Consider the following 22,840-nt stretch of genomic DNA (forward strand, 5'->3'; position numbering starts at 1 on the left):
GGCTGCGGGGCTGGGGAGTAGTGCGGGTGCGTCGTGGTTGCTCGCGCAGTTCCCCGCGCGCCTGGAATGCCCCTGCGGGGCACCAGGGGGCCGGGGTGCGTGGGGAGGGTGGTCTTTTTTGGGGGGCCGTGCCCCGTTAGGGGCGCGGGGAACTGCGCGAGCGGCCACGGTGAGGCCGCACGTCCCCGCCTCGCTCAGGAGGGCGCGCCACCCGGGGCCCGGGGCGGAGCCCCGGTTTCGGGAAGGGGCGGGGTGGGGCAAGCGCCGCGCAGCGGAACCCCGCCCCCGGTGCCGGTACTTCGACGGGACGGAAGGGGCTACTTCGCCAGGAAGGGGCGAGTAGTGGCCCCCCGGTGCCGGTGCTTCACCGGGACGGGAGGGGGCGAGTGGTGTGACTCCACTCCCGCCCCCCGGGAGGCTACTTTTCGGTGACGCCGGCTGAGTCGAAGGTGGCTACCTCGTGCATGGCGCGGGCCGCGCACTGGACGACCGGGAGGGCGAGCAGGGCGCCGGTGCCCTCGCCGAGGCGGAGGTCCAGGTCGACCAGGGGGCGAAGGCCCAGCTTGTTGAGCGCGGCGACATGGCCGGGCTCCGCGCTGCGGTGACCCGAGATGCAGGCCGCCAGCGCCTCCGGCGCGATCGCGCGGGCGACCAGGGCCGCGGCGCCGGCACTCACGCCGTCCAGGATCACCGGCGTACGGAGAGAGGCTCCACCGAGCAGGAAACCGACCAGCGCGGCATGTTCGAGGCCGCCGACCGCGGACAGTACGCCGATGGGATCGGCGGGGTCCGGCTTGTGGAGGTCGAGGGCACGGCGTACGACATCGACCTTGCGGGCGTGCATCTCGTCGTTGATTCCGGTGCCCCGACCGGTGATCTCGGCCGGGTCCTGACCCGTGTAGACGGAGATCAGGGCGGCGGAGACGGTGGTGTTGGCGATGCCCATCTCGCCGGTGAGGAGGGCCTTGTTGCCTGCGGCGACCAGGTCGCGGGCGGTCTCGATGCCCACCTCGATCGCGGCCAGGACCTCGTCCCGGGAGAGCGCGGGGCCGGTGGTGAAGTCGGCCGTTCCGGCGCGCACCTTGCGGGGCAACAGGCCCGGGGTGGCCGGGAGTTCACCCGCGACGCCGACGTCGATGACGCAGACCTCCGCACCGACCTGGTTGGCGAACGCGTTGCAGACCGCTCCCCCGCCGAGGAAGTTGGCCACCATCTGGGAGGTGACTTCCTGGGGCCAGGCGGTGACGCCCTGGGCGTGCACACCGTGGTCGCCCGCGAAGATCGCGACGGCCGCGGGCTCCGGGATCGGCGGCGGGCAGGCCCGGGAGAGACCGCTGAGCTGCGCGGAGATGATCTCCAGCATGCCGAGCGCACCGGCGGGCTTGGTCATCCGCTTCTGGCGTTCCCAAGCCTCGCCGAGCGCCTTGGCGTCCAGCGGGCGGATGCCCGCGATCGTCTCCTGGAGGAGGTCGTGCGGCTCCTCGCCGGGCAGCGCGCGGCGGCCGTACGTCTCCTCGTGGACGACCCACGACAGGGGGCGGCGCTTGGACCAGCCCGCCTGGAGGAGTTCGGGCTCCTCGGGGAACTCGTCGACGTAACCGACGCAGAGGTACGCGACGACTTCGAGGTGCTCGGGCAGGCCCAGCGCACGGACCATCTCGCGCTCGTCGAAGAAGCTGACCCAGCCGACGCCGAGGCCCTCGGCGCGGGCCGCGAGCCAGAGGTTCTCGACGGCGAGCGCCGAGGAGTACGGGGCCATCTGCGGCTGGGTGTGGCGGCCGAGGGTGTGGCGGCCGCCGCGGGTCGGGTCGGCGGTGACGACGATGTTGACCGGGGTGTCGAGGATGGCCTCGATCTTCAGTTCCTTGAACTGCTTGGCCCGGGCCTTGGGAAGCGACTTGGCGTACGCGTCGCGCTGGCGGGCGGCCAGTTCGTGCATCGCCCGGCGGGTCTCGGCCGAGCGGATGACCACGAAGTCCCAGGGCTGGGAGTGGCCGACGCTTGGCGCGTGGTGCGCGGCTTCCAGGACGCGGAGCAGGACCTCGTGCGGGATGGGGTCGCTGCGGAACCCGTTGCGGATGTCGCGGCGCTCGCGCATGACGCGCAGGACGGCTTCGCGCTCGGCGTCGTCGTAACCGGGGGCGGCGGGGACCGCGGGGGCCTCCGGCTGCTCGTCGGCGACGGGTTCGGGGGCGACCTCGGAAGCAGCGACGGGTTCGGGGACGGTGGCGGGCTCGGCGGGGGTGTCCGTCCCGGCGTACGCGGCGGCGGCGCCCGGTACGGAGGCGTCCGCTTCGGCGGCCACGGTCTCGTCCCGGCCGGGCTCGGCCTGTTCCTGTGTCTCGATGATCTCGGCGGTCTCAATCGTCTCTGCGGCTTCACCCGTCCCGGAGGTCCCAGCGGCCCCGGCGGTACCGGCCCCGTCGGCCACCGGCTCCTGCTGCGCGACCGGTTGGGTGCTCGTGCCGCCGTCGCGCGGTGCGGGCACCGTGGCGGCCGGCTCGGCGGGGATTTCGGCGAGTTGCCCGGAAGCCGGCTGCTCGTCCGCGGCTTCCGCGGCAGGCGCCATGACGGCGGCCTCTCCGGTCGGCGCGGACTGCTCGGTCTCCTGCGATACGGCGCCGGGCTCGACCGGTCCGGCCACCTCGGCCGTGCCGGGCGGCGTCGGCTGCACGGCGGACGCTGCGGCATCCGCCCGTACGGCGCCGGACCCCGATTCCTGAGCCGGAGGTACGACGCCGGGCTCGGCCTGCACCGGTGCCTGCGACACGGGCTGCACCGGTGCCTGCGACTCGGGCTGCGGCTGGGCCTCTTCGGCCTGAGCCGGGACGGGCGGGGCCATGGGCGCGGATACGGGCGCGGGCGCGGCGACCTGCGCTGCGGCCACCGTCTGCCCGAGCGCGGCCGGGGCCGGCGCCTCCTGCATCGGCGTCGGCATCCCCGTCACGTGCGGCACCGGCGTCGGCGCCAGCCGCGTACCGTCCGGAACCGAGCCCTCCACCTGCACGAACTGCCCCTGGGGCGGCGTCGCCCCCTGGCCGGGAACCGGCGCCGTCGGGGTGGCGTGGGCGGGACCGGGCTGGAACACCGGGCGCACGGCGGCGGATTCGACGGGCTCGGCCGGTTCAGCGGCCGGGGTTTCGGCAGCGGCCGGCACGGACTCCGGGGCCACGGCCACCGGGCTCGGGCCCGAGGAGTTCTCGGGAGAGGGGTTCTCGGAAGCCGGAACGCTCATGAGCACGACCGGCTGTACGCCACCTGCCTGGGCAGCACCCTCGGGCACGGCACCCGCCGGAACACCTGCCGACGGAGTGCCCCCTTCCACCGGAGCGGCCGCCGTCACGTCAGCGGCTGCCTCCGCGGCGTCGCCTGCCGGAACCGCAGCTTCCGCCGCCACTCCCCCGGCGCCGACGGCATCCGGAGCCACAGCAACCGGAGTTACGACCTCCGGAGCGACAGCGCCCGCAGGAGCGGCCTCCTCAACAACTCCACCCGCCGGAACAGCAGCTTCCGAAACGACAGCTTCCGGAGGGACCCGCTCCGGAACGACCTGCTCCGGAACGACCGTTTCTGCTGCACTCTCCTGGGACTCCTGGTGCGCCAGTGACTGCGACGACACACTCTCGGCAACGGCCTGGACCTGCACATGCGTCTCCGCCTGCGACTGCCCCTGGGCCGGCACCGGCGCGACCTGCACCTGCGCGACCTGCACCTGCTGAGCCCCCGCCTGCGACGCCTGCCCGGCCTCCTGCGCCTGCGGCACCTGAGACATCTGCGGCGGCAGCTGCACCTGGGGCGCCTGCATCTGAGGCACCTGCCCCTGCGGCGCCTGCATCCGATGAGCCGCCACCGGCTGCCCGGCCTGCGCCGCCGCCCGCACCGGCGCGGGCGCCTGCGGTGTCCACGGCGTCGGGCCCTGCGACGGGATCTCGCCCAGCTGCGGACCCGGCATGATCATGGAATCGTCGCGCGGAACATCGAGGTACTCGGGACCCGTGGTCGGCGGTCCCGCATGACGCACCGGCGTGGCCGCCGGCGTCGGGAACCGGCCGGGGCCCGCACCGGGCATCCCGCCCTGCACCGCCCCCTGCTGCGCTACCCCAGGGCCCCCCACGGGAGTCTGCGCCGCCGGCCCCCGGTCGGCCAGTGACCGTACGACCCCGCCGGAAGCGTCCGGCACGGGCGGGCCCATGTGCAGCGGCCGCCGCGACGGCGGCGGGGTCGGCGCGGTGGAGGGCGCGGGCACGGACGTACCGGCGCCCATCGACGCGGCAGCGGGTGCCTGGGGCGAGGGCATCCGGACACCGGACAGGTCCACGGAACCGGAGTCCCGCCCACCGGCCTCGTGCGCACCGGCCTCCGCGAGGTCCAGGGAGGGCTCCGCGAACTGCGGGGCCGGGGCGGCGGCCGGAGCCGCGGCATGCGCGGCGGGCGCCTGGGCGGGCACCACCTGCGGGTCGCTCCACGCGCCCTGCGAGGCGGGCATCAGCAGGAGGTCGTCGTCCTCGATGACGGTTTCCGCGGAGTGCCCTGAAGGATCGGAGGGGTCGAGGAAGGTGTAGGCGCCTGGGGCGGGGATGCCCGGCTGCTCCACCATGCCTGCGTTCTCCGGCAGTCCCTCGCCCGGGACCTGGCCGGTGTCAGTCATGCGTACCCCTCGCCCATCTGTAGCGCCAGCGCTTCTTCGGCCCACCCGCCTCTCGCCGGCAGGGCCCCGTCGCCCGGAACGACCGCTCGACACGACCGCGCCCGTCAGTGGTTGAACGAGCGGGGGTGCCGCGCGGCACGAAAGGTTCCGCGGACACCAAGCATTGTCGCGGCCCTTCGGGACCGGGGCAGGAAGAACAGCCACGGCCCACTGTGGGCTGCGCCACGTCGCGCGCGTCCCGGGTCCGCCGTATCGCACAGAGTCCCAAAGAGGGCCTCTTTTCCGGACATTGGCGAACGTTCCACCAACCGCCCATCTGCGGTACAACGATCGGCCAGCCTACCCCGCGCCACCGACAGCGCTCGCCCTGGGGAGCGATCGGCAGAACATCCGCGCGAAGAGGGGGAGATGGTCCCACCGGATCGGGTACGAGGGTCCCGAATCACGTCGTACGCGGGGCCGGATCGGGTACGGGGACCGAGCCCCCGGGGCCCGGCCCGCCGGAATCCGGGCCTCCGGCGCCCGGGCCAGCCCGGGTCAGCCCCGTGCGTCCCGCGTCGCCCGGTCCTTGCGGCGTCCGGTCACCAGGAAGACCACCGAGCGTGTCCGTTCCGCCCAGTCCCCGGCCGTATCGAGGTCGACCGTCTGGAAGAGCGCGCACTCGGCGGCGTAACCGCCCTCGGTGAGGACCAGGCCGATCGCCTCGGCCTCGTCGCGGGTGTGGGCGTGGGTGACGATCCGTTCGGGCCGGCGGTCGACGCAGGCCTCGACGACGGGGGCGCCGCCTCCGCCGATACGCACGACATCCGGTTCGGGCAGGTCCTCCAGGACGTGCGGCGCGCGGCCGTGCACCACCTGGAGCTGAACGCCGAAGCGGCGCGCGGCGGCGGCGGTCCGGACGCAGGAGTCCGCACTGGCATCGACGGCGATGACCGCCGCACCGAACCTGGCCGCCTCCACGGCGAACGCCCCCGGTCCCGTGCCGATGTCCCACACCAGGTCCCCGGTACGGGGCCCGAGCCTGGCCAGTTGGGCGGAGCGCAGTCCGGGGGCGTCGCCGGAGATCAGGTCCTCGCCGTACTCCCCCGAGGTCAGCGCCCAGCCGCGCAGCTCCTGCGGGTAGCCGGGTTCGCGTCCGGCCAGCCAGCCGGTGCCCCGGGCGGGGGGCTGGGTGCCGCCGATGGCGATGACCACATTGGGGTCGCGCCAGGCGTGGTCGGCGGCCTTGTCCGAGGTGAGGACGGTGATGCGCTCGCGGTCGGTGCCGAGTTCCTCGCAGATCACGAAGGTGCGGTGCACTCCGTCGAGGAGCAGGGCGAGTTCGGCGGGGCCCGCGCCGGGCGAGGTGAGGACGGCGACCTTGGTGTGGGCCCGGATGACGTTGACCGCGCGGCGCAGGGTGCGACGCTGGGCGACGACCACCTGGGCGTCGTCCCAGGGCATCGCGGCCCGCGCGAAGGCGGTGGCGACGGCGGAGACCGCGGGCACCACCTCGACCTCCAGGCCGTGCTCGGGTGCGCGCAGCGCCCGTACGACGCCGAAGAAGCCGGGGTCCCCGTCGGCCATGACCACGGCAGTGCCCCGGTGTCCGGCGATCCGGCGCGCGGCGAGGTCGACGCTGCCCAGGCGGATGCGTTCGGCGCCGGGCGGGATCTCGGGCAGGGCCAGGTGATGGGCGGCGCCCGCGACCAGGGTGGCCGCGCCGAGGGCGGACCTGGCCGCCGCGGTGAGGGGCGAGCCGTCCCAGCCGATCACCGTGACGCGGTCGGCCATCGTGGTGTCTCTCCTGAAGCGCGAACGGGGGCGGGGAGGTCGGGGCGGGGCGGTCCAGGTCAGCGGGGAGGCAACGGGGGCGGGGCAGGCTGAGCGTACCTGGTACAGACCACTCGCGGTCCCGCCCTCGCGCTCAGTTCCAGTCGGTGTACGCGGAGGCGTAGCCGCCCGCGTCCGCCATCTGGTCGGCGACGCCCTCCAGGTCCTCCGGGAGCAGGCTCCAGACGATGAGGTCGGTGCGGATGTCCGTCCAGCCCCCGTCGGTGCCGTTCTCGGTACGGGTGCGGGCTATCCAGGCGTTGCGGAGCACCCCCTCGCTGATGCAGCCGATCTTCTGGGCGACCTGCTGGCCCGCGGTGTTGTCGGCCGGGGTGCGCAGCTCGATGCGCTCGAAGCGCTGGTCGCGGAAGAGCCACTGGGCGGCGGCGAGCACGGCCTCGGTGGCGTATCCCTCGCCGCGGGCCCAGGGGGCGGTGAGATAGGAGATCTCGGTGGACCGGATGTGCCAGTCGGTACGGGAGAGGTGGACGAGGCCCACCAGGCGCTGGGTGAGGAATTCGGTGACGGCGAGGACGATGCCGCGGCCCTGGGTTCGCTCGGTGGGGGCGATGCGGCGGATCCAGCGCTCGGCGTCGCGCGCGGTATAGGGGTGCGGCGCGGTGGTCCAGGCGGTGACGGCCTCGTCGTTCATCATCTCGATGTGCGCGGGGGCATCGGCCTCCTCGTACGGACGCAGCACCAGGCGGTCCGTGCTGATGGAGACGTCCGGGAAGGTCGTGGTCATGCGCAACTCCATACCGAAATGCCGAGATACCGAAGGCCGTCGTACATCCTGCCTACAGGAACAGTCGTCGTGCGTGAACGCACAGCATGCAGCATGGTGCACCTGCCACGCATGACCGGGTCCATGCTCCGGGTCACCCGTACGGGACGGGCCGAAGCCCCGTACTCCGCGCGGGAGTACGGGGCTTCGGTGTCAACCGCCCTACGCAAGGGGCCACTTGGCCCGTCGTGGCGAGCCGGTCGGTTACTTGACCGGGCCGAAGGACGGGACGACGGCGCCGTCGTACTTGCCCTCGATGAACTTCTTGACCTCGTCGGACTGCAGGAGCTTGGCGAGCTTCTCCACGCGGGGGTCCTTCTCGTTGCCCTTCTTGACGGCGAGGAAGTTGGCGTACGGGTTGCCGTCGGCCTTCTCGATCGCCAGCGAGTCCTTGGCGGGCTTGAGGTCGGCCTGGAGGGCGAAGTTGCCGTTGATGACCGCGGCGTCGACGTCGGCCAGCGCGCGGGGCAGGGTGGCCGCCTCCAGCTCCTTGAACTCCAGGCCCTTCTTGTCCTTGATGTCGGAGAGCTTGGCGTCGGTGCCCACGCCGTCCTTGAGGACGATCACGCCGTTGTCGGCGAGCAGGTGCAGCGCGCGGCCCTCGTTGGTGGTGTCATTGGGCACCGCGACGGTCTGGCCGGCCTTGAGGTCCCCCAGGTCCTTGACGGTCTTGGAGTACAGGGCGAGCGGCTCCAGCTCGACGTTGGCGACCGGGACGATGTCGGTCTTCTGCTTCTTGTTGAAGTCGTCGAGGTAGGGCTTGTGCTGGAAGAAGTTGGCGTCGACCTCGCCGGACTGGGTGGCGGTGTTCGGCAGGACGTAGTCCGAGAACTCCTTCACCTCCAGCTTGAGTCCGGCCTTGGCGGCCAGCTCGGTCTTCACGTAGTTGAGGATGTCGCCGTGCGGCGTCGGGGACGCGGCGACGACGAGTGCCTTGGACTCGTCGACCTTGCCGGCCTCGGACTTCTTGGCGGGGTCGGAGGCCGTGCCGCAGGCGGTGGCGCCCAGGGCGAGGGCGGTGACGGTGGCGGCGGCCAGGGAGATCTTGATGTTCTTACGCACGAAAAGTGCCTCTTTCTTGATCTTGCGGGTGGTACGCCCGGACAAGGAGTGCGGGCTCGGGGGAGGAAAAGTTCAGGAGGTACGGCCCCGGCGCGCGAGCAGGCGCACCGCGCCGTCGCCGATCAGCTGGGCGAGGGACACCAGGACCACCAGGACCACGACGGTGATGATCATGAACTGGGTCTCGAACCGCTGGTACCCGTAGGTGACGGCCACGCTGCCCAGCCCGCCGCCGCCGACCGCACCGGCCATCGCGGAGTACCCGATGAGCACGATGAAGGTGGTGGTGACGGAGGAGATCAGGGACGGCAGGGCCTGCGGCAGCAGCACCTTGAAGACGATCGTCGGCACCCCGCCGCCCATCGCCTGGGCGGCCTCGACCAGCCCGCGGTCGACCTCGCGTACCGCGGTCTCGACGAGCCGCGCGAAGAACGGGATCGCACCGATGGCGAGCGGCACGACCATCGCGCTGGGGCCGATGAAGGTGCCCATGAGGAGCGTCGTGAAGGGGATCAGCGCGATCAGCAGCACGATGAACGGCAGCGACCGGCCGATGTTCACGATCACGCCGACGACCTTGTTGACGGCCGTGTTCTGGAGCAGCCCGCCCTTGTCGGTGAGGACCAGGAAGACTCCGAGCGGCAGGCCGACGGCCACCGAGACGAGGGTGGACCACAGCACCATGTACAGCGTGTCGATGATGCCCTGCGTCAGCAGCGGCTCCATTTCTGACCAGGTCACTTGCCACTCTCCTTGACCAGGGCGGGAAACTGCGCCGGTGCGTCCTCGGGCTCGTCCGCGTCGTCGACCACGTCGACCTGGAGTCCCTGCTCGCGCAGGAAGCCCACCGGGACGACGTTCTCCTCGTACTGACCGGGCAGCTCGATGCGCATCCGGCCGACCTGCTTGCCGGCGACGGTGTCCATCGCGGCGCCCAGGATGGAGATGTCGATGTTGTACGTCCGGGAGAGCTGCGAGACGACGGGCCGGCCGGCCGCCTCACCGTGGAAGGTCACGTCGACGACGGTGCGTCCGGGGCCGGTCGCGTGCCCGGTGACCGGGAACAGCTCCTGCGCCAGTTCGGAGCCGGGGGTCGCGAGCAGCTCGCTCACCGTTCCCGACTCGATGACCCGGCCGCTCCGCATCAGCGCCGCCGAGTCGCAGACCGTCTTGACGACGTCCATCTCGTGCGTGATGAGCAGGACGGTCAGACCCAGCTGCTGGTTGAGGTCGCGCAGCAGCTGGAGGATGGAGCGGGTGGTCTCCGGGTCGAGCGCGCTGGTGGCCTCGTCGGAGAGCAGCACCTTGGGGTCGCCGGCGAGTGCGCGGGCGATGCCGACGCGCTGCTTCTGGCCACCGGAGAGCTGTCCGGGGTAGGACTTCGCCTTGTCGGCGAGCCCGACCAGGTCCAGCAGCTCCAGTGCCTTGCGCGAGCGCTCCTTGCCGGAGATGCCGAGGATCTCCAGCGGCAGCTCGACATTGCCCTGCACGGTGCGCGAGGACAGCAGGTTGAAGTGCTGGAAGACCATGCCGATACGGCTGCGGGCCTCGCGCAGTTCCTTGCCGGCCCGGTTCGAGCGTCCGGCGAGTGCGGTGAGGTCGACTCCGTCGACGGTCACGGTGCCCGAGGTGGGGCGCTCCAGGAGGTTGACGCAGCGGATGAGCGAGGACTTGCCGGCGCCGCTCTGGCCGATGACGCCGTACACCTCGCCCTCACGGACGTGCAGGTCGACGCCGTCGAGGGCGGTGACCTCACGGCCGCGCGACTGGTAGACCTTGGTCAGGCCAGTAGTGGTGATCACAGGGTTTCCATCACTGTTGTCGAGTGCGCGGCGGCGTGGTGGTGTCCGCCGGCACGGGGCAGGTCGTCCGGGGGGGCGCGGCACAGCTCGGCTCCGGACCAGCGGGTTACGGAGCCGGGGGCGCGCGGGGCGGGCGCGGAACGTACGGGAACGGTGTGAGGCGTCCTTCGTACGTACGCGGCCACAACCGGTCCTCGCTTCGGGGCGCGAGGCTCAGGCAGGGGCCCTCAGAAGTCGCACATTCGACACATACAGCGAGCACCGGGCGTCATCATCGCCTCGGTCGCAAGGGTGCGGCTGCTCGTCGTGGTCATGGGAACGAGTAAACCAGACGCCCGTACGAGGCGATCACGCCTGTCCGAATACCGGACACCGGATGTCCGTCCAGTGGATACCCGGCAGCCCCCGCCCCTGCCCCTGCACGGCTTCCGGCGCGCCCGGTGTGGCCAACGCCACGCCGGGTGTACCCACCGGGGGCACCAGTCCGCCGTCCCGGACCGCCCGATACGCTCCTTCTCATGCTTGACGCCCTGACGGCTCTGATTTCCGTGGCCGCGCTCGCCCTCGCCGCCTGGTGCGGTTACGCCGCCTTCCGCGACCAGCCCACCAAGGACTGGCACTTCATCGGCATGGCCGTGGTGACGGTCCTCGCACTCGCCCAGCTGATCATCGGCATCGTGCAGCTGGCGCGCGGCGAGAAGCCGGCCGAGGGCAACGTGATCTTCGTGTCGTACTTGGTCGGGTCGTTCGCGGCGGTGCCCGCGGCCGGGTTCATGTCGCTGGCCGAACGGACCAAGTGGGGGTCCATCACGGTGGCCGCCGGCGCGGTCGTCCTCGCGGTCCTCGAAGTGCGTCTCTACGACATCTGGAGCGGCTGAGATGGCCGAGATGCCCACCAGCGAGAAGAAGCGGCTGGTCAAGGGCCCCGGGATGCTGCTGGTGTGGCTGTACGGGGTGATGTCGGTCGGCGCGGTGTCGCGCTCGGCGTACCAGATCGCGACGGAGTTCGACCGGGCGCCGCTGGCGTACACGCTGTCGGCGGTGGCGGCGGTGGTCTACGCCTTCATCACGTACACGCTGGTGCGGGGCGGGGAGACGGCGCGGAGGATCGCGCTGGTGTGCTGTGCGGTGGAGCTGGTGGGGGTGCTGGTGGTCGGCACCTGGACGCTGATCTCGCCGGACTCGTTCCCGGACGCGACCGTGTGGTCCAAGTACGGCGCGGGGTATTTGCTCATCCCGGTGATCCTGCCGGTGACGGGACTGCTGTGGCTGCGGGGGCGCCGATAGGAGGGGGGCAGAGGGGAGCGGCCGCGTCGTCGCGGGCCGCTCCCCCACGGGTTACGCGCTCGCCACGTACGCCCCCACCCGTTCCTTCTCCAGGGTGATCATGGTCAGGCGGGGGCTCGCCACCGAGCTGGACGTCTGCGCGTAACCCCGGCTCCGGTAGAGGCGGAGGTTGGCCTCGCTGCGGTGTCCCGTCGAGAGGCGGAAGCGTTTGGCGGAGGTCGAGGACGCCACGTGGTCCTCGATCGCGGTCAGCAGCCGGCCGCCCAGACCGTGGCGCCGCATCCGCGGGTGGACGATCAGCTTCGCTATGCGTGCCGTGCCGTCCGGGTCGACCGTCGCCCGTACCGAAGCGACCACCTCGTCCCCGAGCCGGGCCACCAGAGCGTGGCCCACCTCCAGTTCGGCTCGCAGTTTCCGCCAGCGTCTGAGTCAGTGGCTCGATGCCGTAGTCGCCGTAGAGTTCCGCCTCGCTCTGGTAGCAGAGGTACTGGAGTTTGAGGATCTGCTCGGCGTCCGATGCGCCCGCTGCCGCAGAGATGATCACGCTTGTGCCCATGTGTGTGCCTCCCGCTCGCCCGCTGCCCGACCGGCCGGTCTACGGCTCATTTCCCCTGCTGCCGGGGGCCGCAACCTCCGCCGCCAGCATTCTGCGCAGGCATCCCAGGCAACGGGAACGCATGGGCCCCAAACTCCCTTGTGACATTCCCAACTCCCCTGCGATTTCCCGGTAGGTGGGGTCGCTCGGGGACAACAACAGAGCCAGCAGCGGACGGCAGCGCGCCGGGAGACGGCGGACCGCCGCCCGCAGCACCCGGCGCCGTTCGGCGGCGAGCAGCACCGGCTCGGGGCCCGCTTCGTACGCCGTCGGCGGCTCGGCGGCGTACGGCTCCTCGCGCAGGGTGCGGCGCCTGCCGAGCCGCGCCTCGGCCCGTACCGCACTGCGCAACCACCCGGCGGGCTCCTCGGGCACACCCCCGTCGTGCTCCAGCAGCCTCACCCAGACGGCCTGTTCGAGGTCGGCCGCCTCCATGCCCGCCCCCGGCGCCTCGGCCTCGGCCTCGGCGGCGAGCAGCGGGGTGAGGGCCTGCACTTCTTGCAGCAGTAGGTCCATGCCGGGCGGGACGCGGCCGGGCGCGGCCGCGGTTGCCGGTCCGGCCACGTCTCACCCGTACGAGAAGGAAGCGGCGTGGCTATGCGGTGAAGTCGGCCGCCGCCAGCAGCGCCGTGTCCGGGTTGTCGGAGAAGATGCCGTCGATGCCGGTGGCGAAGTACGTCTTCAGGGCGCCGAAGACGTCGCCGTAGGCGGCCGGGTCGGTGCCCCTGCGGAAGTCGACGGGCAGGAAGCTGTTCTCGTTGCGCGCGGTGTAGGGGTGCAGGATCAGGCCCTTGGCGTGGGCGTCCCGGACCAGGGTGGTGGGCTTGCCCAGCTTGCCCGCGGCGTCCAGCGGGATGACCAGGGTGAGGGAGGGGCCGATTCCCTGCGCGAAGCCGGAAATCCACTTCAGGCCCTCGGGCTTGATCAGGTCGGCGACGGTGCGCGGGTCCTGGGTGGTGACGAAGTCGTAGGGGCGCGAGGTGAGGGAGCCGTCGAGGAGGACCACGCGCGGGGCGTCCACCAGCTTGGCGAGGCGCTGGATGCTGGTGGGCTCGAAGGACTGGAGGAAGGTCGGAGAGTTCTTCCGGTGGCGGCCGTACGTGCGGAGCAGACGGGCGAGCGGCTCCTCCGTGCCCAGGCCCAGGCTCCGGAAGTAGGTGGGGTGCTTGGTCTCGATGTGCAGCCAGACCGGGCGGCCGCGCTTGCGGCCCTCCTTGTCCGCCCAGCGCAGCACCTCCTCCAGAGTGGGGATCTGCCAGCGGCCGTCGTAGAGGGTGTTGCGCTGGCGGACGGCCGGGATGCGCTCCTTGGCGCGCAGGGTCTTCAGCTCGGCGAGGGTGAAGTCCTCGGTGAACCAGCCGGTTATCGCGACGCCGTCGACCTTCTTGGTCACCTTGCGGGAGGCGAACTCGGGGTGGGCGGAGACGTCCGTGGTGCCGGTGATGTCGTTCTCGTGCCGGCAGACCAGATGGCCGTCCTTGGTGGGGACGACGTCCTGCTCGACGATGTGCGCGCCCAGGTCGAGGGCGAGCTGGTAGGAGCCGAGGGTGTGCTCGGGGCGGTAGCCGCTGGCGCCCCGGTGGCCGACGACGGTCGGTACGGGCAGGCTCCTGTACCCGCCGCCGTGCCCGCGCCCGGCCGCGGAAGCCGTACCGGAGGCGCCGAGCACCGCGCCGCCCGCGCCCAGCGCCGCCGCACCGAGCAGGGCTCTGCGGCCGGGGCCGGAGTGTGCGCCTTGTGTCGTCCCTGGGGTCATCGAAACTCCTTGGTGGTGAGAGGTCTACGACGTAAAGACTGGGGGCCCTGGACGTTGCGCACCGGAAACGCACGTCAACACTGCGTATCCACTTGGTGAACCCGATGTGCGATCACCACCGACCCGCGAGTATCGTCCTCACCTGCACCGACCCGAGTAAAGGCGTCGGACCACCCAAAGAATTACGACTTCGGAGGAACCGTTGTCCCGTCTCGCGCTCATCAAGGCAGTGCTCGGACCGATCCTGCGCCTGATGTTCCGCCCCCAGGTGGAAGGCGCCGAGAACATCCCGGGGACGGGCCCGGTGATCCTCGCCGGAAACCACCTGACCTTCATCGACTCCATGATCATGCCGATCTGCCTGGACCGGCCCGTGCACTACATCGGCAAGGACGAGTACGTCACCGGCAAGGGGATCAAGGGCCGGCTGATGGCCTGGTTCTTCACCAGCTGCGGCATGATCCCCGTCGACCGGGACGGCGGGCGCGGTGGCGTCGCGGCGCTGATGACGGGCCGCCGGGTGCTGGAGGAGGGCAAGATGTTCTCCATCTACCCGGAGGGCACCCGCTCCCCCGACGGCCGCCTCTACCGCGGCCGTACCGGCATCGCGCGCCTGACGCTGATGACGGGCGCCCCGGTGGTCCCGTTCGCGATGATCGGCACCGACAAGATCCAGCCGGGCGGCGCGGGCCTGCCGCGTCCCGGCAAGGTGACGGTGCGCTTCGGTGAGCCGATGGAGTTCTCCCGCTACGAGGGCATGGACCGCGACCGGTACGTGCTGCGTGCGGTGACGGACTCGGTGATGGCCGAGGTCATGCAGTTGTCGGGCCAGGAGTACGTGGACATGTACGCGACGAAGGCGAAGGCGGCCTGACCGCGGCCGAACTGACGAGGAGGGGCCCCGCCGGAGTGATCCGGCGGGGCCCCCGTCGTATACACGGTGCTGCGTGCTGGGCCCTCAGTGCTCGATGCCGTCTTCGAGTTTCTGGCCGCGCAGCATGAACCAGGCGGCGATCGCCGTCGCGAACAGCACCAGGGCGCCGATCAGTGCCGAGGTCTGGAAGCCGTCGGTGAAGGCGTCCCGGGCGGAGTCGAGCAGCGCGGTCGCCTGTTCCGGCGGCAGCACCCGGGCGGATTCGACGGCCCCGCCGAGCGAGTCGTGGGCGGCTGCCGATACGTCGGCGGGGACCCCGGCCGGGACCGGGAAGCCCCGGTAGATGCCGGTGACGATGGAGCCGAGCAGCGCGATGCCGAGTGCCGCGCCGAGCTCGTAGGCCGTCTCGGAGACGGCGGACGCGGCGCCCGCCTGCTCCTTGGGGACGCTGGAGAGGATGACGTCGGCGGTGACGGTGAAGGCCAGTCCTGCGCCGAGTCCGCCCAGGAAGAGTGCGCAGCCGAGGGCCACCTCGCTGGTGTCGGCGGTGAGGACCGTACAGGCGCCCAGAGCGAGGCCGACGGCGACCAGACCGCCGGAGACGGCGCTGCGTACGGACACCCGCCGGGCGAAGTATCCGGCGCTCAGGCCCGCGAGCACCGCGCCGACGGCTGCCGGGAGTTCGATCAGGCCGGCGTTCAGCGGCGAGCGGCCCTGCACCAGTTGCAGGAACTGGGAGAGGAAGAAGACCAGTCCGGCCAGGCCCAGGATGGTCAGCAGGTCGGCCAGTACCGCGCCGGAGAAGCCCTTGTGCTGGAAGAGCCGCATGTCCAGGAGCGGGGAGGGCAGCGAGCGTTGGCGCCGTACGAACCAGTACAGCGCACCCACGCCGATCACGGCCGTGACCGCGATGTCCCAGCGGAAGCCGTGTACCGCCGCTTCCTTGATGGAGTACACGACGGCGACCATGCCGACCAGGGAGAGCGCCACGCTGAGCAGGTCCCACGGGCCGGGGTTGGGGTCCTTGGACTCGGGGAGCAGCTTGATGCCGACGACGACGAGGACCGCCATCACGGGCAGGTTGATCAGGAAGACCGAACCCCACCAGAAGTGTTCGAGGAGGAATCCGCCGACGACCGGGCCTACGGCCGCACCGGCCGAGGCCGCGGCGCCCCAGATACCGACGGCGAGGCTGCGCTCCTTGGGGTCGTGGAAGATGTTGCGGATCAGCGCCAGGGTGGACGGCATCAGGGTCGCACCGGCCACGCCGAGCAGCGCACGGGCCACGATCATCATCTCGGGGCTGCTCGCGTACGCGTTGAGCACGGACACCGCACCGAATGCGACAGCACCTGTGAGCAGCAGTTTCTTGCGGCCGATACGGTCGCCGAGGCTGCCCATCGAGACCAGCAGGCCCGCGATGATGAACGAGTAGACGTCGCCGATCCACAAGAGCTGGGTGCCGGACGGCTTGAGGTCCTCGCTCAGGAACGGGGTGGCGAGGCCCAGCACGGTGGCGTCGACGGCGACCAGGAGCACGGCGAAGACGAGGACGGCGAGGGCGAGCCAGCGGCCGGGGCGGGCTATGGGCTCCGGCACTGCTCCGCCCGCACCGTTGGCCCCGTGCGCGCGCCGCTCTGTGCTTGTCATTTCTCCACGCTCCGTCGTGCGCCGCCGAGCAGCAACTCGACGATCATGTTCTGGAAGTCCTTCTTGGCGCTGCGGCCGTCCTGGATGGACCAGGCGGCGGACGAGACCAGCCCGTACAGGGCGTCGGTCAGCCAGGCCGGGCTGAGGTCGATCCGGAACTCGCCGCTCTCCTGGCCGCGCCGGAAGAGGGTGGCCATCCGGGCGTCGAGGCGGTCCCAGCCCTCGTTCTGGTCGCCTTCGAAGAGCTGGTTCTCGGTGATCAGGAACGACATCAGGCCCGCGCTGGGCTCGACGGCGGCGACCAGCCTGCGCACCGCGTCCTCGGCCGTTCCCTCGTCGATCCGGGCGGCGTCCGTCGCTTCCTGGATCTCCTGGAGGCAGAATCCCTCCAGCGCCTTGATCAGGGCGTCCCGCCCGGCGAAGTGCCGGTGCAGGGTGGCGCGTCCGATTCCGGCGGCTCTGGCCACCTCGTCCATGGTGGCGGTGGCCTTGCGCGTGAGGAGGGCGGCGGCGGTGCGCAGGACCTGCTCGCGGTCGACAGTCATGAGACAACCATAGACCGTGTGAGACGTAAATGTCTCACACGGGGGCCGGATGGGGGATGACGGGGTGTGCGGGCGCCGAAAAGGGCCCGGCCCCCTCAGGTGTTGAGGGGGCCGGGCCAGGGTGCCGTACCGGCGGGGGAACCTACTGCTTGGCGGTGGCCCATGCGTGCTGGGCGGCCAAGTCGGCCTTCAGCTCGGCCAGTTGGGTCGCGACGGCCGAGGGTGCGGTGCCCCCGCGGCCGTCGCGGGAGGCCAGCGCTCCGGGAACGTTGAGGACCGTGCGGACCTCCGGGGTCAGATGCTCGGAGATCTTCGCGAACTGGGCGTCGGTGAGTTCGTCCAGCTCGATGTCCTGCGCCTCGCACTCCTTGACGCACTCCCCCGCGACCTCGTGCGCGACCCGGAACGGCACCCCCTGCTTGACCAGCCACTCCGCGATGTCGGTGGCGAGCGAGAAGCCCGCCGGGGCCAGCTCCTCCATCCGGTCGCGGTGCACGGTGAGGGTGGCCATCATGCCGGTGAAGGCGGGCAGCAGCACTTCGAGGGTGTCGCAGGAGTCGAAGACCGGCTCCTTGTCCTCCTGGAGGTCGCGGTTGTACGCGAGCGGGAGGGCCTTGAGGGTCGCCATCAGCCCGGTCAGGTTGCCGATCAGGCGGCCGGACTTGCCGCGCGCCAGCTCGGCGATGTCCGGGTTCTTCTTCTGCGGCATGATCGAGGAGCCGGTGGAGAAGGCGTCGTGCAGGGTGACGAAGGAGAACTCCTTCGTGTTCCAGATGATGATCTCCTCCGCGATCCGGGAGAGGTTGATCCCGATCATCGCGGTGATGAAGGCGAACTCGGCGACGAAGTCGCGCGAAGCCGTGCCGTCGATGGAGTTGCCGACCGAGCCGTGCTCGAAGCCGAGGTCGGCGGCGACCGCCTCGGGGTCGAGACCGAGCGAGGATCCGGCCAGCGCACCCGATCCGTAGGGCGATACGGCGGTCCGCTCGTCCCACTGCCGCAGCCGCTCGGCGTCCCGGGCCAGCGGCTGGACGTGGGCCAGGATGTGGTGCGCGAAGAGGACCGGCTGGGCGTGCTGGAGGTGGGTGCGGCCGGGCATCGCGACGTTCGGGTGGGCCTCGGCGAGGCCGACCAGGGCGTCCTGGAGTTCGGCGATCAGGCCGCCGATGATCCGGGCGTGGTCGCGGAGGTACATCCGGAAGAGGGTGGCGACCTGGTCGTTGCGGGACCGGCCGGCGCGGAGCTTGCCGCCGAGGTCGGCACCGAGGCGCTCCAGGAGACCCCGCTCCAGGGCGGTGTGGACGTCCTCGTCCGCGATGGTGCCGGTGAAGGAGCCGTCGGCGACGTCTGCTTCGAGCCGGTCGAGTCCGGCGAGCATCCGGGTCAGCTCGTCGGCGGTGAGCAGGTCCGCCTTGTGCAGGACGCGGGCGTGGGCGCGGGAGCCCGCGATGTCGTACGGGGCGAGCCGCCAGTCGAAGTGGACGGACGCGGAGAGCTTGGCCAGGGCCTCGGCCGGACCGTCGGCGAACCGGCCGCCCCAGAGCCGTACATCACCGGTGTTGCTGCTCACAGCTGTTGCTCCTCGGGAACTCGCGGAAGGGTGGTGGTGCCGCCTCCTCCCCGCACGGAGGAACGGGGAGGAGGCAGGTCGCGTACGGCGGATTCACCTCTCGTACGGCAGGTCCAACGAGCGGCCCTCGGGCCAGGTCGCGCCGTGGTTGAAGTCGTACAGAGGTGAGGGTTCATGCGTTGGTAGGCATAACTATGCAGTGCCCTGTATGGATTGTCAAAGCTGGACCGTCGGAGCCCTCCCGCCCGTACGCACCACCCCGGAGGCCCTCAGGAGGCGGGCGGGCAGGTCTGCCGTAATGCTGGGAAGGATCCCGGGCAGGTTCCGTGGGAGAGATCCACGAACACACGCACACACGGACCGACTGTGCACCCGGGACACGAAGACCTGCGGACGTCGGACAGAGGCGAAGGAGCGGTGGACACCATGACGCGACCGAGGATTGTGGTGGTCGGCGCAGGCTTCGTCGGCATCGAGTGCCTGCACCGGTTGGAGCGCAAACTCGCCCCGCGCGACGCCGAACTGATCCTGATCTCCCCGCAGGACTACCAGCTCTACCTCCCCCTCCTCCCCCATGTGGCGGCAGGAGTCCTCACCCCGCAGTCCGTCGCGGTCTCGCTCCGCCGCCGGCTGCGACGCACCAAGATCGTCCCCGGTGTGGCCATCGGCATCGACGCCAAGGCCAAGGTGTGCGTCGTCCGCCGGAGCACGGGCGAGGTCACGGTGAAGCCGTACGACCACCTGGTCATCGCCGCCGGATCCACCACCCGCACCTTCGACATCCCCGGCCTCACCGATCACGCACTGGGCGTCAAGACCCTCGCCCAGGCCGCGTACATCCGCGACCACGTGATCGCCCAGCTGGACCTGGCCGCGGCCACCGTCGACCAGGAGGAGCGGGCCGCCCGCCTCCAGTTCGTGGTCGTCGGCGGCGGATACGCGGGCGTGGAGACGGCCGCCTGCCTGCAACGCCTGACCACCAACGCCCTCAAGCGCTACCCCCGGCTGGACCCCACCCTGGTCCGCTGGCACCTGGTGGACGTGGCCCCCCGCCTCCTGCCCGAACTCGGTGAACGCCTCGGCGTCAAGGCCATGGCCATGCTGCGCGAGCGGGGCATCGAGTTCTCGCTGGGCACCTCGGTCGCCGCCGTCGACGAGACCACCGTCAAGCTCACCGACGGCCGTACCCTGCCCTCCAGGACGCTGATCTGGACCGCCGGTGTCGCGGCCAGCCCGCTGGTCGGGACGATCGGCGCGGAGACGGTACGCGGCCGCATCACCGCCACCAACCAGCTCACCGTCCCCGGCTTCGAGGGCCTGTACGCGGCCGGCGACGTGGCCGCCGTCCCGGACGACGCCAAGGGCGGCGACGCCATCTGCCCGCCGACCGCCCAGCACGCGCAGCGCCAGGGCAAGGTCCTCGCCGACAACATCGTCGCGAACATGACGGGTGCCCCGCTGAAGCCGTACCACCACAAGGACCTCGGCCTGGTCGTCGACCTGGGCGGCGCGGACGCCGTCTCCAAGCCGCTGGGCATCGAACTCCACGGCCTCCCGGCCCAGGTGGTGGCCCGCGGCTACCACGTGATGGCCCTGCCGACCTTCACCGCCCGCACCCGCGTCCTGGTCAACTGGGGCCTCAACGCGGTCGCCGGCGACGACTTCGTCCGCACCGACTTCCAGGACAGCCGCCCCAAGACCCTCCAGGACTTCGAACGGACGAAGGCCTATCTGTCCGCCGAAGAGGTCCGGGAACACAGCGCGATGCTGAACGCGGGGACGGCCTGAGGATCTGAGCCGGCCTGCACGGGCTTGGCTCCGAGCCCGTGCAGGCCGGGCCTCCTTGGCTCCGGGGCCGCCCCGGACGGGCTTCCCGGGGTGCCGCTGACGCTCCCCCCTCGTAGCGTCTGAGCATGATCCTGCTGCGTGCCGCCGGTCCGGTCCTGCTCTCGCTCGCGCTTGTCGTTCCCTCAGGTGCACGGGAGCCCTCAGGTGCACGGGAGCCCTCAGGTGCACGGGAGCCCTCAGGTGCACGGGAGCCCTCGGGGTCACGGGAGGTGCCGTTGCCCGCACGGATGGCCGACACCGGCGGCGGCAGTCAGCTGATCACCGCCGTGGCGGACCGGACCACCGCCACCACCGGCACGCTGACCTGGTGGGACCGGCGGCCGGGCGGGAAGTGGGTGGCCGTGGGGTCGGCTCCGGCGCGGTTCGGGGCGAAGGGGCTGGCAGAGGGCGGGGTGCGGAGACAGAACACGAGCACCACGCCCACGGGGCTGTACGGGCTGCCGTACGGGTTCGGAGTGGCGGCGGCACCCGGCGGGACCCGGGTGGAGTACCGGCGGGCAGGTCCGCGTTCGTGGTGGTGCCAGGACAACGCGTCGCGGGCGTACAACCGGTGGGTGGAGGGGCTTCCGGCCGACTGCCGGGCCGCCGAGGCGGAGAAGCTGGGCGCGTACGGGACGCAGTACGCGCACGCGCTGGTGATCGATTTCAATTACGCGGAACCGGTAAGGGGCCGGGGCGCGGGCATCTTCCTGCACATCAACGGGCGTGGGGCGACGGCCGGTTGTGTGTCGGTACCCGCCGGTGCCATGCGCCGGATCCTGGCCTGGGCCGATCCGGCACGCGCGCCGCACCTCGCGGTCGGAACGCGGTCCGGTGCTACCGACATCACCCGTTATTGAGTGATTGATACGAGAATCGATGCAGGGACCACATACCGAGACGGTGTTGCGCGTGCCGCCCGGCGAGGCGTTGCATCACGCCGTGAGTACCGAACCCCGCACCGCCCCGACCAGCAAGAATGCCAACACGGACGACCACAGGAAGGACAGCCCGAGCGGCACCGACCGGGCCGCCCGCCGGGCCGTCACCGTCTTCCCCGTACTCGTCCTCGTGGCGGGCGTACTGGGGCTTCTCGTACCGGACGCCTTCACCGGGTGGAAGACCTCCGTGCCGTATCTGCTCGGCGTCGTGATGTTCTGCATGGGCCTGACGATGACCCCGCTGGACTTCAAGGGCGTCGCCCAGCGGCCGTGGGCGGTGGCACTCGGGCTGGTCGCCCATTACGTGATCATGCCGGGGCTCGGCTGGATCATCGCCCATGCGCTGAACCTGCCGCCGCAGTTGGCCGCCGGCGTGATCCTGGTGGGATGTGCGCCGAGCGGCACCGCGTCCAATGTGGTGACGTATCTGGCCCGGGGTGACGTGGCGCTGTCGGTGTCCGTGGCGACGGTGTCCACCGTGCTCGCTCCGCTCGTCACGCCGCCGCTGACACTGCTGCTGGCGGGTGAGTACCTGCCGGTGGACGCGGGGTCGATGGTCGAGGACATCCTCAAGACCGTGCTGCTGCCGGTGATCGCCGGTCTGGTGGTGCGGCTGCTGGCGGGCAGGTACGTGGACCGGGTGCTGGGCGCGCTGCCCTGGCTGTCCGCGGCGACCATCGCGGTGATCGTGGCGGTGGTGGTGGCGGGCAGCGCCGCGGCCATCAAGTCGGCCGCGCTGCTCGTCCTCGTCGCCGTGGTGCTGCACAACGGGCTCGGGCTGGCGCTGGGTTACGGGGCCGGAAAGCTGGCCCGGCTCGGGCAGCCCGCGAGCCGGGCGATGGCCTTCGAGGTCGGGATGCAGAACTCCGGGCTGGCCGCCTCGCTGGCCACCGCCCACTTCAGCCCGCTGGCCGCGCTGCCGTCGGCCGTGTTCTCGGTGTGGCACAACGTCTCGGGTGCGCTGGTCGCGGCCTGGATGTCGTACCGCAGCCGCAAGCAGGAGGAGAAAGCGGCCGCGGCCTCCGCGGAGACCACGGCCTCTCGGGCCTGAGGGAGCGGACGCAGGCTCTGAGAGCCTGCGTCCGGGACACCCGGTCCCTTTCCAGGGCCCCGTCCCTTTCCAGGACCCGGGCCTAACGTTCCTTCTGGGCCAGCCTCAGCAGGTGATCGGCCAGTGCCTGGCCGCCCGCCGGGTCGCGGCTGATCAGCATCAGCGTGTCGTCACCCGCGATGGTGCCCAGGATCGCGCGCAGCTCCGCCTGGTCGATGGCCGAGGCCAGGAATTGGGCGGCGCCCGGCGGGGTGCGCAGCACCACCAGGTTGGCGGAGGCCTCGGCGGAGATCAGCAGTTCGGCGGCGAGGCGGCTCATCCGCTCCTCCTTGGCCGACTCACCGAGCGGCGCCTGCGGGGTGCGGAAGCCGCCCTCGCTGGGCACCGCGTAGATCAGCTCGCCGCCGGTGTTGCGGATCTTCACCGCGCCGAGCTCGTCGAGGTCCCGGCTGAGCGTCGCCTGGGTGACGCTCAGCCCGTCGTCGCTGAGCAGTTTGGCCAGCTGGCTCTGCGAGCGCACCGGCTGCCGGTTGAGGATGTCCACGATCCGGCGGTGGCGTGCGGTCCGGGTCTGCGGTACCGCGGGCCCGCCGTTGCCGTGTTCGTTGTCCCGCGCCTGCGCCTCGGTCATCTGCG

Annotated in this window: 18 protein-coding genes and 1 pseudogene; 6 read left to right on the forward strand and 13 right to left on the reverse strand. The window is 71.5% G+C overall.

Going from position 1 to position 22,840, the window contains the following annotated elements:
- Window positions 1-418: 418 nt before the first annotated feature.
- The 6 genes from cobT to ACIA73_RS14400 form a co-directional block, all read right to left on the reverse strand.
- Window positions 419-4,648, reverse strand: coding sequence for a nicotinate-nucleotide--dimethylbenzimidazole phosphoribosyltransferase (gene cobT / locus ACIA73_RS14375; protein WP_399438768.1), 4,230 nt, complete (start codon window positions 4,646-4,648; stop codon window positions 419-421).
- Window positions 4,649-5,185: 537 nt separating this feature from the next.
- Window positions 5,186-6,421 carry a precorrin-6y C5,15-methyltransferase (decarboxylating) subunit CbiE gene (gene cbiE, locus ACIA73_RS14380; RefSeq protein ID WP_399438769.1) on the reverse strand — a complete coding sequence of 412 codons (1,236 nt, stop codon included), beginning with the start codon at window positions 6,419-6,421 and terminating at the stop codon, window positions 5,186-5,188.
- A 133-nt stretch (window positions 6,422-6,554) separates the two neighbouring features.
- Window positions 6,555-7,205, reverse strand: coding sequence for a GNAT family N-acetyltransferase (locus ACIA73_RS14385; RefSeq protein ID WP_399438771.1), 651 nt, complete (start codon window positions 7,203-7,205; stop codon window positions 6,555-6,557).
- A 243-nt stretch (window positions 7,206-7,448) separates the two neighbouring features.
- A complete protein-coding gene (locus tag ACIA73_RS14390; protein WP_399438772.1) occupies window positions 7,449-8,306 on the reverse strand; it encodes a MetQ/NlpA family ABC transporter substrate-binding protein in 858 nt (285 codons plus the stop codon).
- A gap of 72 nt (window positions 8,307-8,378) precedes the next feature.
- The gene (locus ACIA73_RS14395; RefSeq protein ID WP_399438773.1) at window positions 8,379-9,047 is read right to left on the reverse strand and encodes a methionine ABC transporter permease; all 669 of its coding nucleotides are present in this window, start codon (window positions 9,045-9,047) and stop codon (window positions 8,379-8,381) included.
- Window positions 9,044-10,108, reverse strand: a complete 1,065-nt coding sequence (locus ACIA73_RS14400) for a methionine ABC transporter ATP-binding protein (RefSeq protein WP_399438774.1) — start codon at window positions 10,106-10,108, stop codon at window positions 9,044-9,046. Before ACIA73_RS14400 ends, ACIA73_RS14395 begins: the two co-directional genes overlap by 4 nt.
- Before the next feature lie 518 nt (window positions 10,109-10,626).
- On the opposite strand from ACIA73_RS14400, the gene ACIA73_RS14405 reads away from it, so the two are divergent.
- Together ACIA73_RS14405 and ACIA73_RS14410 are read left to right on the forward strand one after the other, a co-directional pair.
- Entirely contained in the window at window positions 10,627-10,986 is a 360-nt protein-coding gene (locus tag ACIA73_RS14405) for a hypothetical protein (protein ID WP_399438775.1), read from the forward strand.
- 1 nt (window position 10,987) lies between these two features.
- Complete coding sequence (locus ACIA73_RS14410) at window positions 10,988-11,395, forward strand: hypothetical protein (protein WP_399438776.1); 408 nt, start codon at window positions 10,988-10,990, stop codon at window positions 11,393-11,395.
- 51 nt (window positions 11,396-11,446) lie between these two features.
- On the opposite strand, the pseudogene ACIA73_RS14415 reads toward ACIA73_RS14410, so the two are convergent.
- The 3 genes and pseudogenes from ACIA73_RS14415 to ACIA73_RS14425 all read right to left on the reverse strand — a co-directional run bounded on the left by ACIA73_RS14415 (window position 11,447) and on the right by ACIA73_RS14425 (window position 13,746).
- Window positions 11,447-11,951: pseudogene (locus ACIA73_RS14415) on the reverse strand (GNAT family N-acetyltransferase).
- A 39-nt stretch (window positions 11,952-11,990) separates the two neighbouring features.
- Entirely contained in the window at window positions 11,991-12,506 is a 516-nt protein-coding gene (locus ACIA73_RS14420) for an RNA polymerase sigma factor (protein WP_399439035.1), read from the reverse strand.
- 79 nt (window positions 12,507-12,585) lie between these two features.
- Window positions 12,586-13,746 carry a glycerophosphodiester phosphodiesterase gene (locus ACIA73_RS14425; protein ID WP_399438777.1) on the reverse strand — a complete coding sequence of 387 codons (1,161 nt, stop codon included), beginning with the start codon at window positions 13,744-13,746 and terminating at the stop codon, window positions 12,586-12,588.
- Window positions 13,747-13,948: 202 nt separating this feature from the next.
- Between ACIA73_RS14425 and ACIA73_RS14430 the strand changes: the two genes are divergently transcribed.
- Complete coding sequence (locus tag ACIA73_RS14430; protein ID WP_399438778.1) at window positions 13,949-14,620, forward strand: lysophospholipid acyltransferase family protein; 672 nt, start codon at window positions 13,949-13,951, stop codon at window positions 14,618-14,620.
- A gap of 84 nt (window positions 14,621-14,704) precedes the next feature.
- Here ACIA73_RS14430 and ACIA73_RS14435 read toward each other — a convergent pair whose 3' ends face one another.
- From ACIA73_RS14435 to argH, 3 genes are all read right to left on the reverse strand, one after another.
- Window positions 14,705-16,270, reverse strand: coding sequence for an MFS transporter (locus ACIA73_RS14435; protein ID WP_399438780.1), 1,566 nt, complete (start codon window positions 16,268-16,270; stop codon window positions 14,705-14,707).
- Window positions 16,267-16,815 carry a TetR/AcrR family transcriptional regulator gene (locus ACIA73_RS14440; protein ID WP_399438781.1) on the reverse strand — a complete coding sequence of 183 codons (549 nt, stop codon included), beginning with the start codon at window positions 16,813-16,815 and terminating at the stop codon, window positions 16,267-16,269. Before ACIA73_RS14440 ends, ACIA73_RS14435 begins: the two co-directional genes overlap by 4 nt.
- Before the next feature lie 142 nt (window positions 16,816-16,957).
- Entirely contained in the window at window positions 16,958-18,385 is a 1,428-nt protein-coding gene (gene argH / locus ACIA73_RS14445) for an argininosuccinate lyase (RefSeq protein ID WP_399438782.1), read from the reverse strand.
- Window positions 18,386-18,811: 426 nt separating this feature from the next.
- Between argH and ACIA73_RS14450 the strand changes: the two genes are divergently transcribed.
- From ACIA73_RS14450 to ACIA73_RS14460, 3 genes are all read left to right on the forward strand, one after another.
- Complete coding sequence (locus ACIA73_RS14450; RefSeq protein WP_399438783.1) at window positions 18,812-20,173, forward strand: NAD(P)/FAD-dependent oxidoreductase; 1,362 nt, start codon at window positions 18,812-18,814, stop codon at window positions 20,171-20,173.
- A gap of 125 nt (window positions 20,174-20,298) precedes the next feature.
- Window positions 20,299-21,072, forward strand: coding sequence for a L,D-transpeptidase family protein (locus ACIA73_RS14455; RefSeq protein ID WP_399438784.1), 774 nt, complete (start codon window positions 20,299-20,301; stop codon window positions 21,070-21,072).
- Window positions 21,073-21,154: 82 nt separating this feature from the next.
- Window positions 21,155-22,204, forward strand: coding sequence for a bile acid:sodium symporter family protein (locus tag ACIA73_RS14460; protein WP_399438785.1), 1,050 nt, complete (start codon window positions 21,155-21,157; stop codon window positions 22,202-22,204).
- A gap of 82 nt (window positions 22,205-22,286) precedes the next feature.
- Here ACIA73_RS14460 and ACIA73_RS14465 read toward each other — a convergent pair whose 3' ends face one another.
- The gene (locus ACIA73_RS14465; RefSeq protein ID WP_362425458.1) at window positions 22,287-22,835 is read right to left on the reverse strand and encodes an arginine repressor; all 549 of its coding nucleotides are present in this window, start codon (window positions 22,833-22,835) and stop codon (window positions 22,287-22,289) included.
- Window positions 22,836-22,840 lie beyond the last annotated feature (5 nt).

This window comes from Streptomyces sp. NPDC051561, from assembly GCF_044454195.1.
GTDB lineage: Bacteria > Actinomycetota > Actinomycetes > Streptomycetales > Streptomycetaceae > Streptomyces.

Excerpts from the sequence above, each read along its gene's own strand:
- cbiE (WP_399438769.1), bottom strand. The coding sequence starts at position 6,421 with ATGGCCGACCGCGTCACGGTGATCGGCTGGGACGGCTCGCCCCTCACC.
- ACIA73_RS14405 (WP_399438775.1), top strand. The coding sequence starts at position 10,627 with ATGCTTGACGCCCTGACGGCTCTGATTTCCGTGGCCGCGCTCGCCCTC.
- ACIA73_RS14425 (WP_399438777.1), bottom strand. The coding sequence starts at position 13,746 with ATGACCCCAGGGACGACACAAGGCGCACACTCCGGCCCCGGCCGCAGA.
- cobT (WP_399438768.1), bottom strand. The coding sequence starts at position 4,648 with ATGACTGACACCGGCCAGGTCCCGGGCGAGGGACTGCCGGAGAACGCA.
- ACIA73_RS14410 (WP_399438776.1), top strand. The coding sequence starts at position 10,988 with ATGGCCGAGATGCCCACCAGCGAGAAGAAGCGGCTGGTCAAGGGCCCC.
- ACIA73_RS14385 (WP_399438771.1), bottom strand. The coding sequence starts at position 7,205 with ATGACCACGACCTTCCCGGACGTCTCCATCAGCACGGACCGCCTGGTG.
- ACIA73_RS14435 (WP_399438780.1), bottom strand. The coding sequence starts at position 16,270 with ATGACAAGCACAGAGCGGCGCGCGCACGGGGCCAACGGTGCGGGCGGA.
- ACIA73_RS14420 (WP_399439035.1), bottom strand. The coding sequence starts at position 12,506 with ATGGACCTACTGCTGCAAGAAGTGCAGGCCCTCACCCCGCTGCTCGCC.
- ACIA73_RS14440 (WP_399438781.1), bottom strand. The coding sequence starts at position 16,815 with ATGACTGTCGACCGCGAGCAGGTCCTGCGCACCGCCGCCGCCCTCCTC.
- ACIA73_RS14455 (WP_399438784.1), top strand. The coding sequence starts at position 20,299 with ATGATCCTGCTGCGTGCCGCCGGTCCGGTCCTGCTCTCGCTCGCGCTT.
- ACIA73_RS14465 (WP_362425458.1), bottom strand. The coding sequence starts at position 22,835 with ATGACCGAGGCGCAGGCGCGGGACAACGAACACGGCAACGGCGGGCCC.
- ACIA73_RS14450 (WP_399438783.1), top strand. The coding sequence starts at position 18,812 with ATGACGCGACCGAGGATTGTGGTGGTCGGCGCAGGCTTCGTCGGCATC.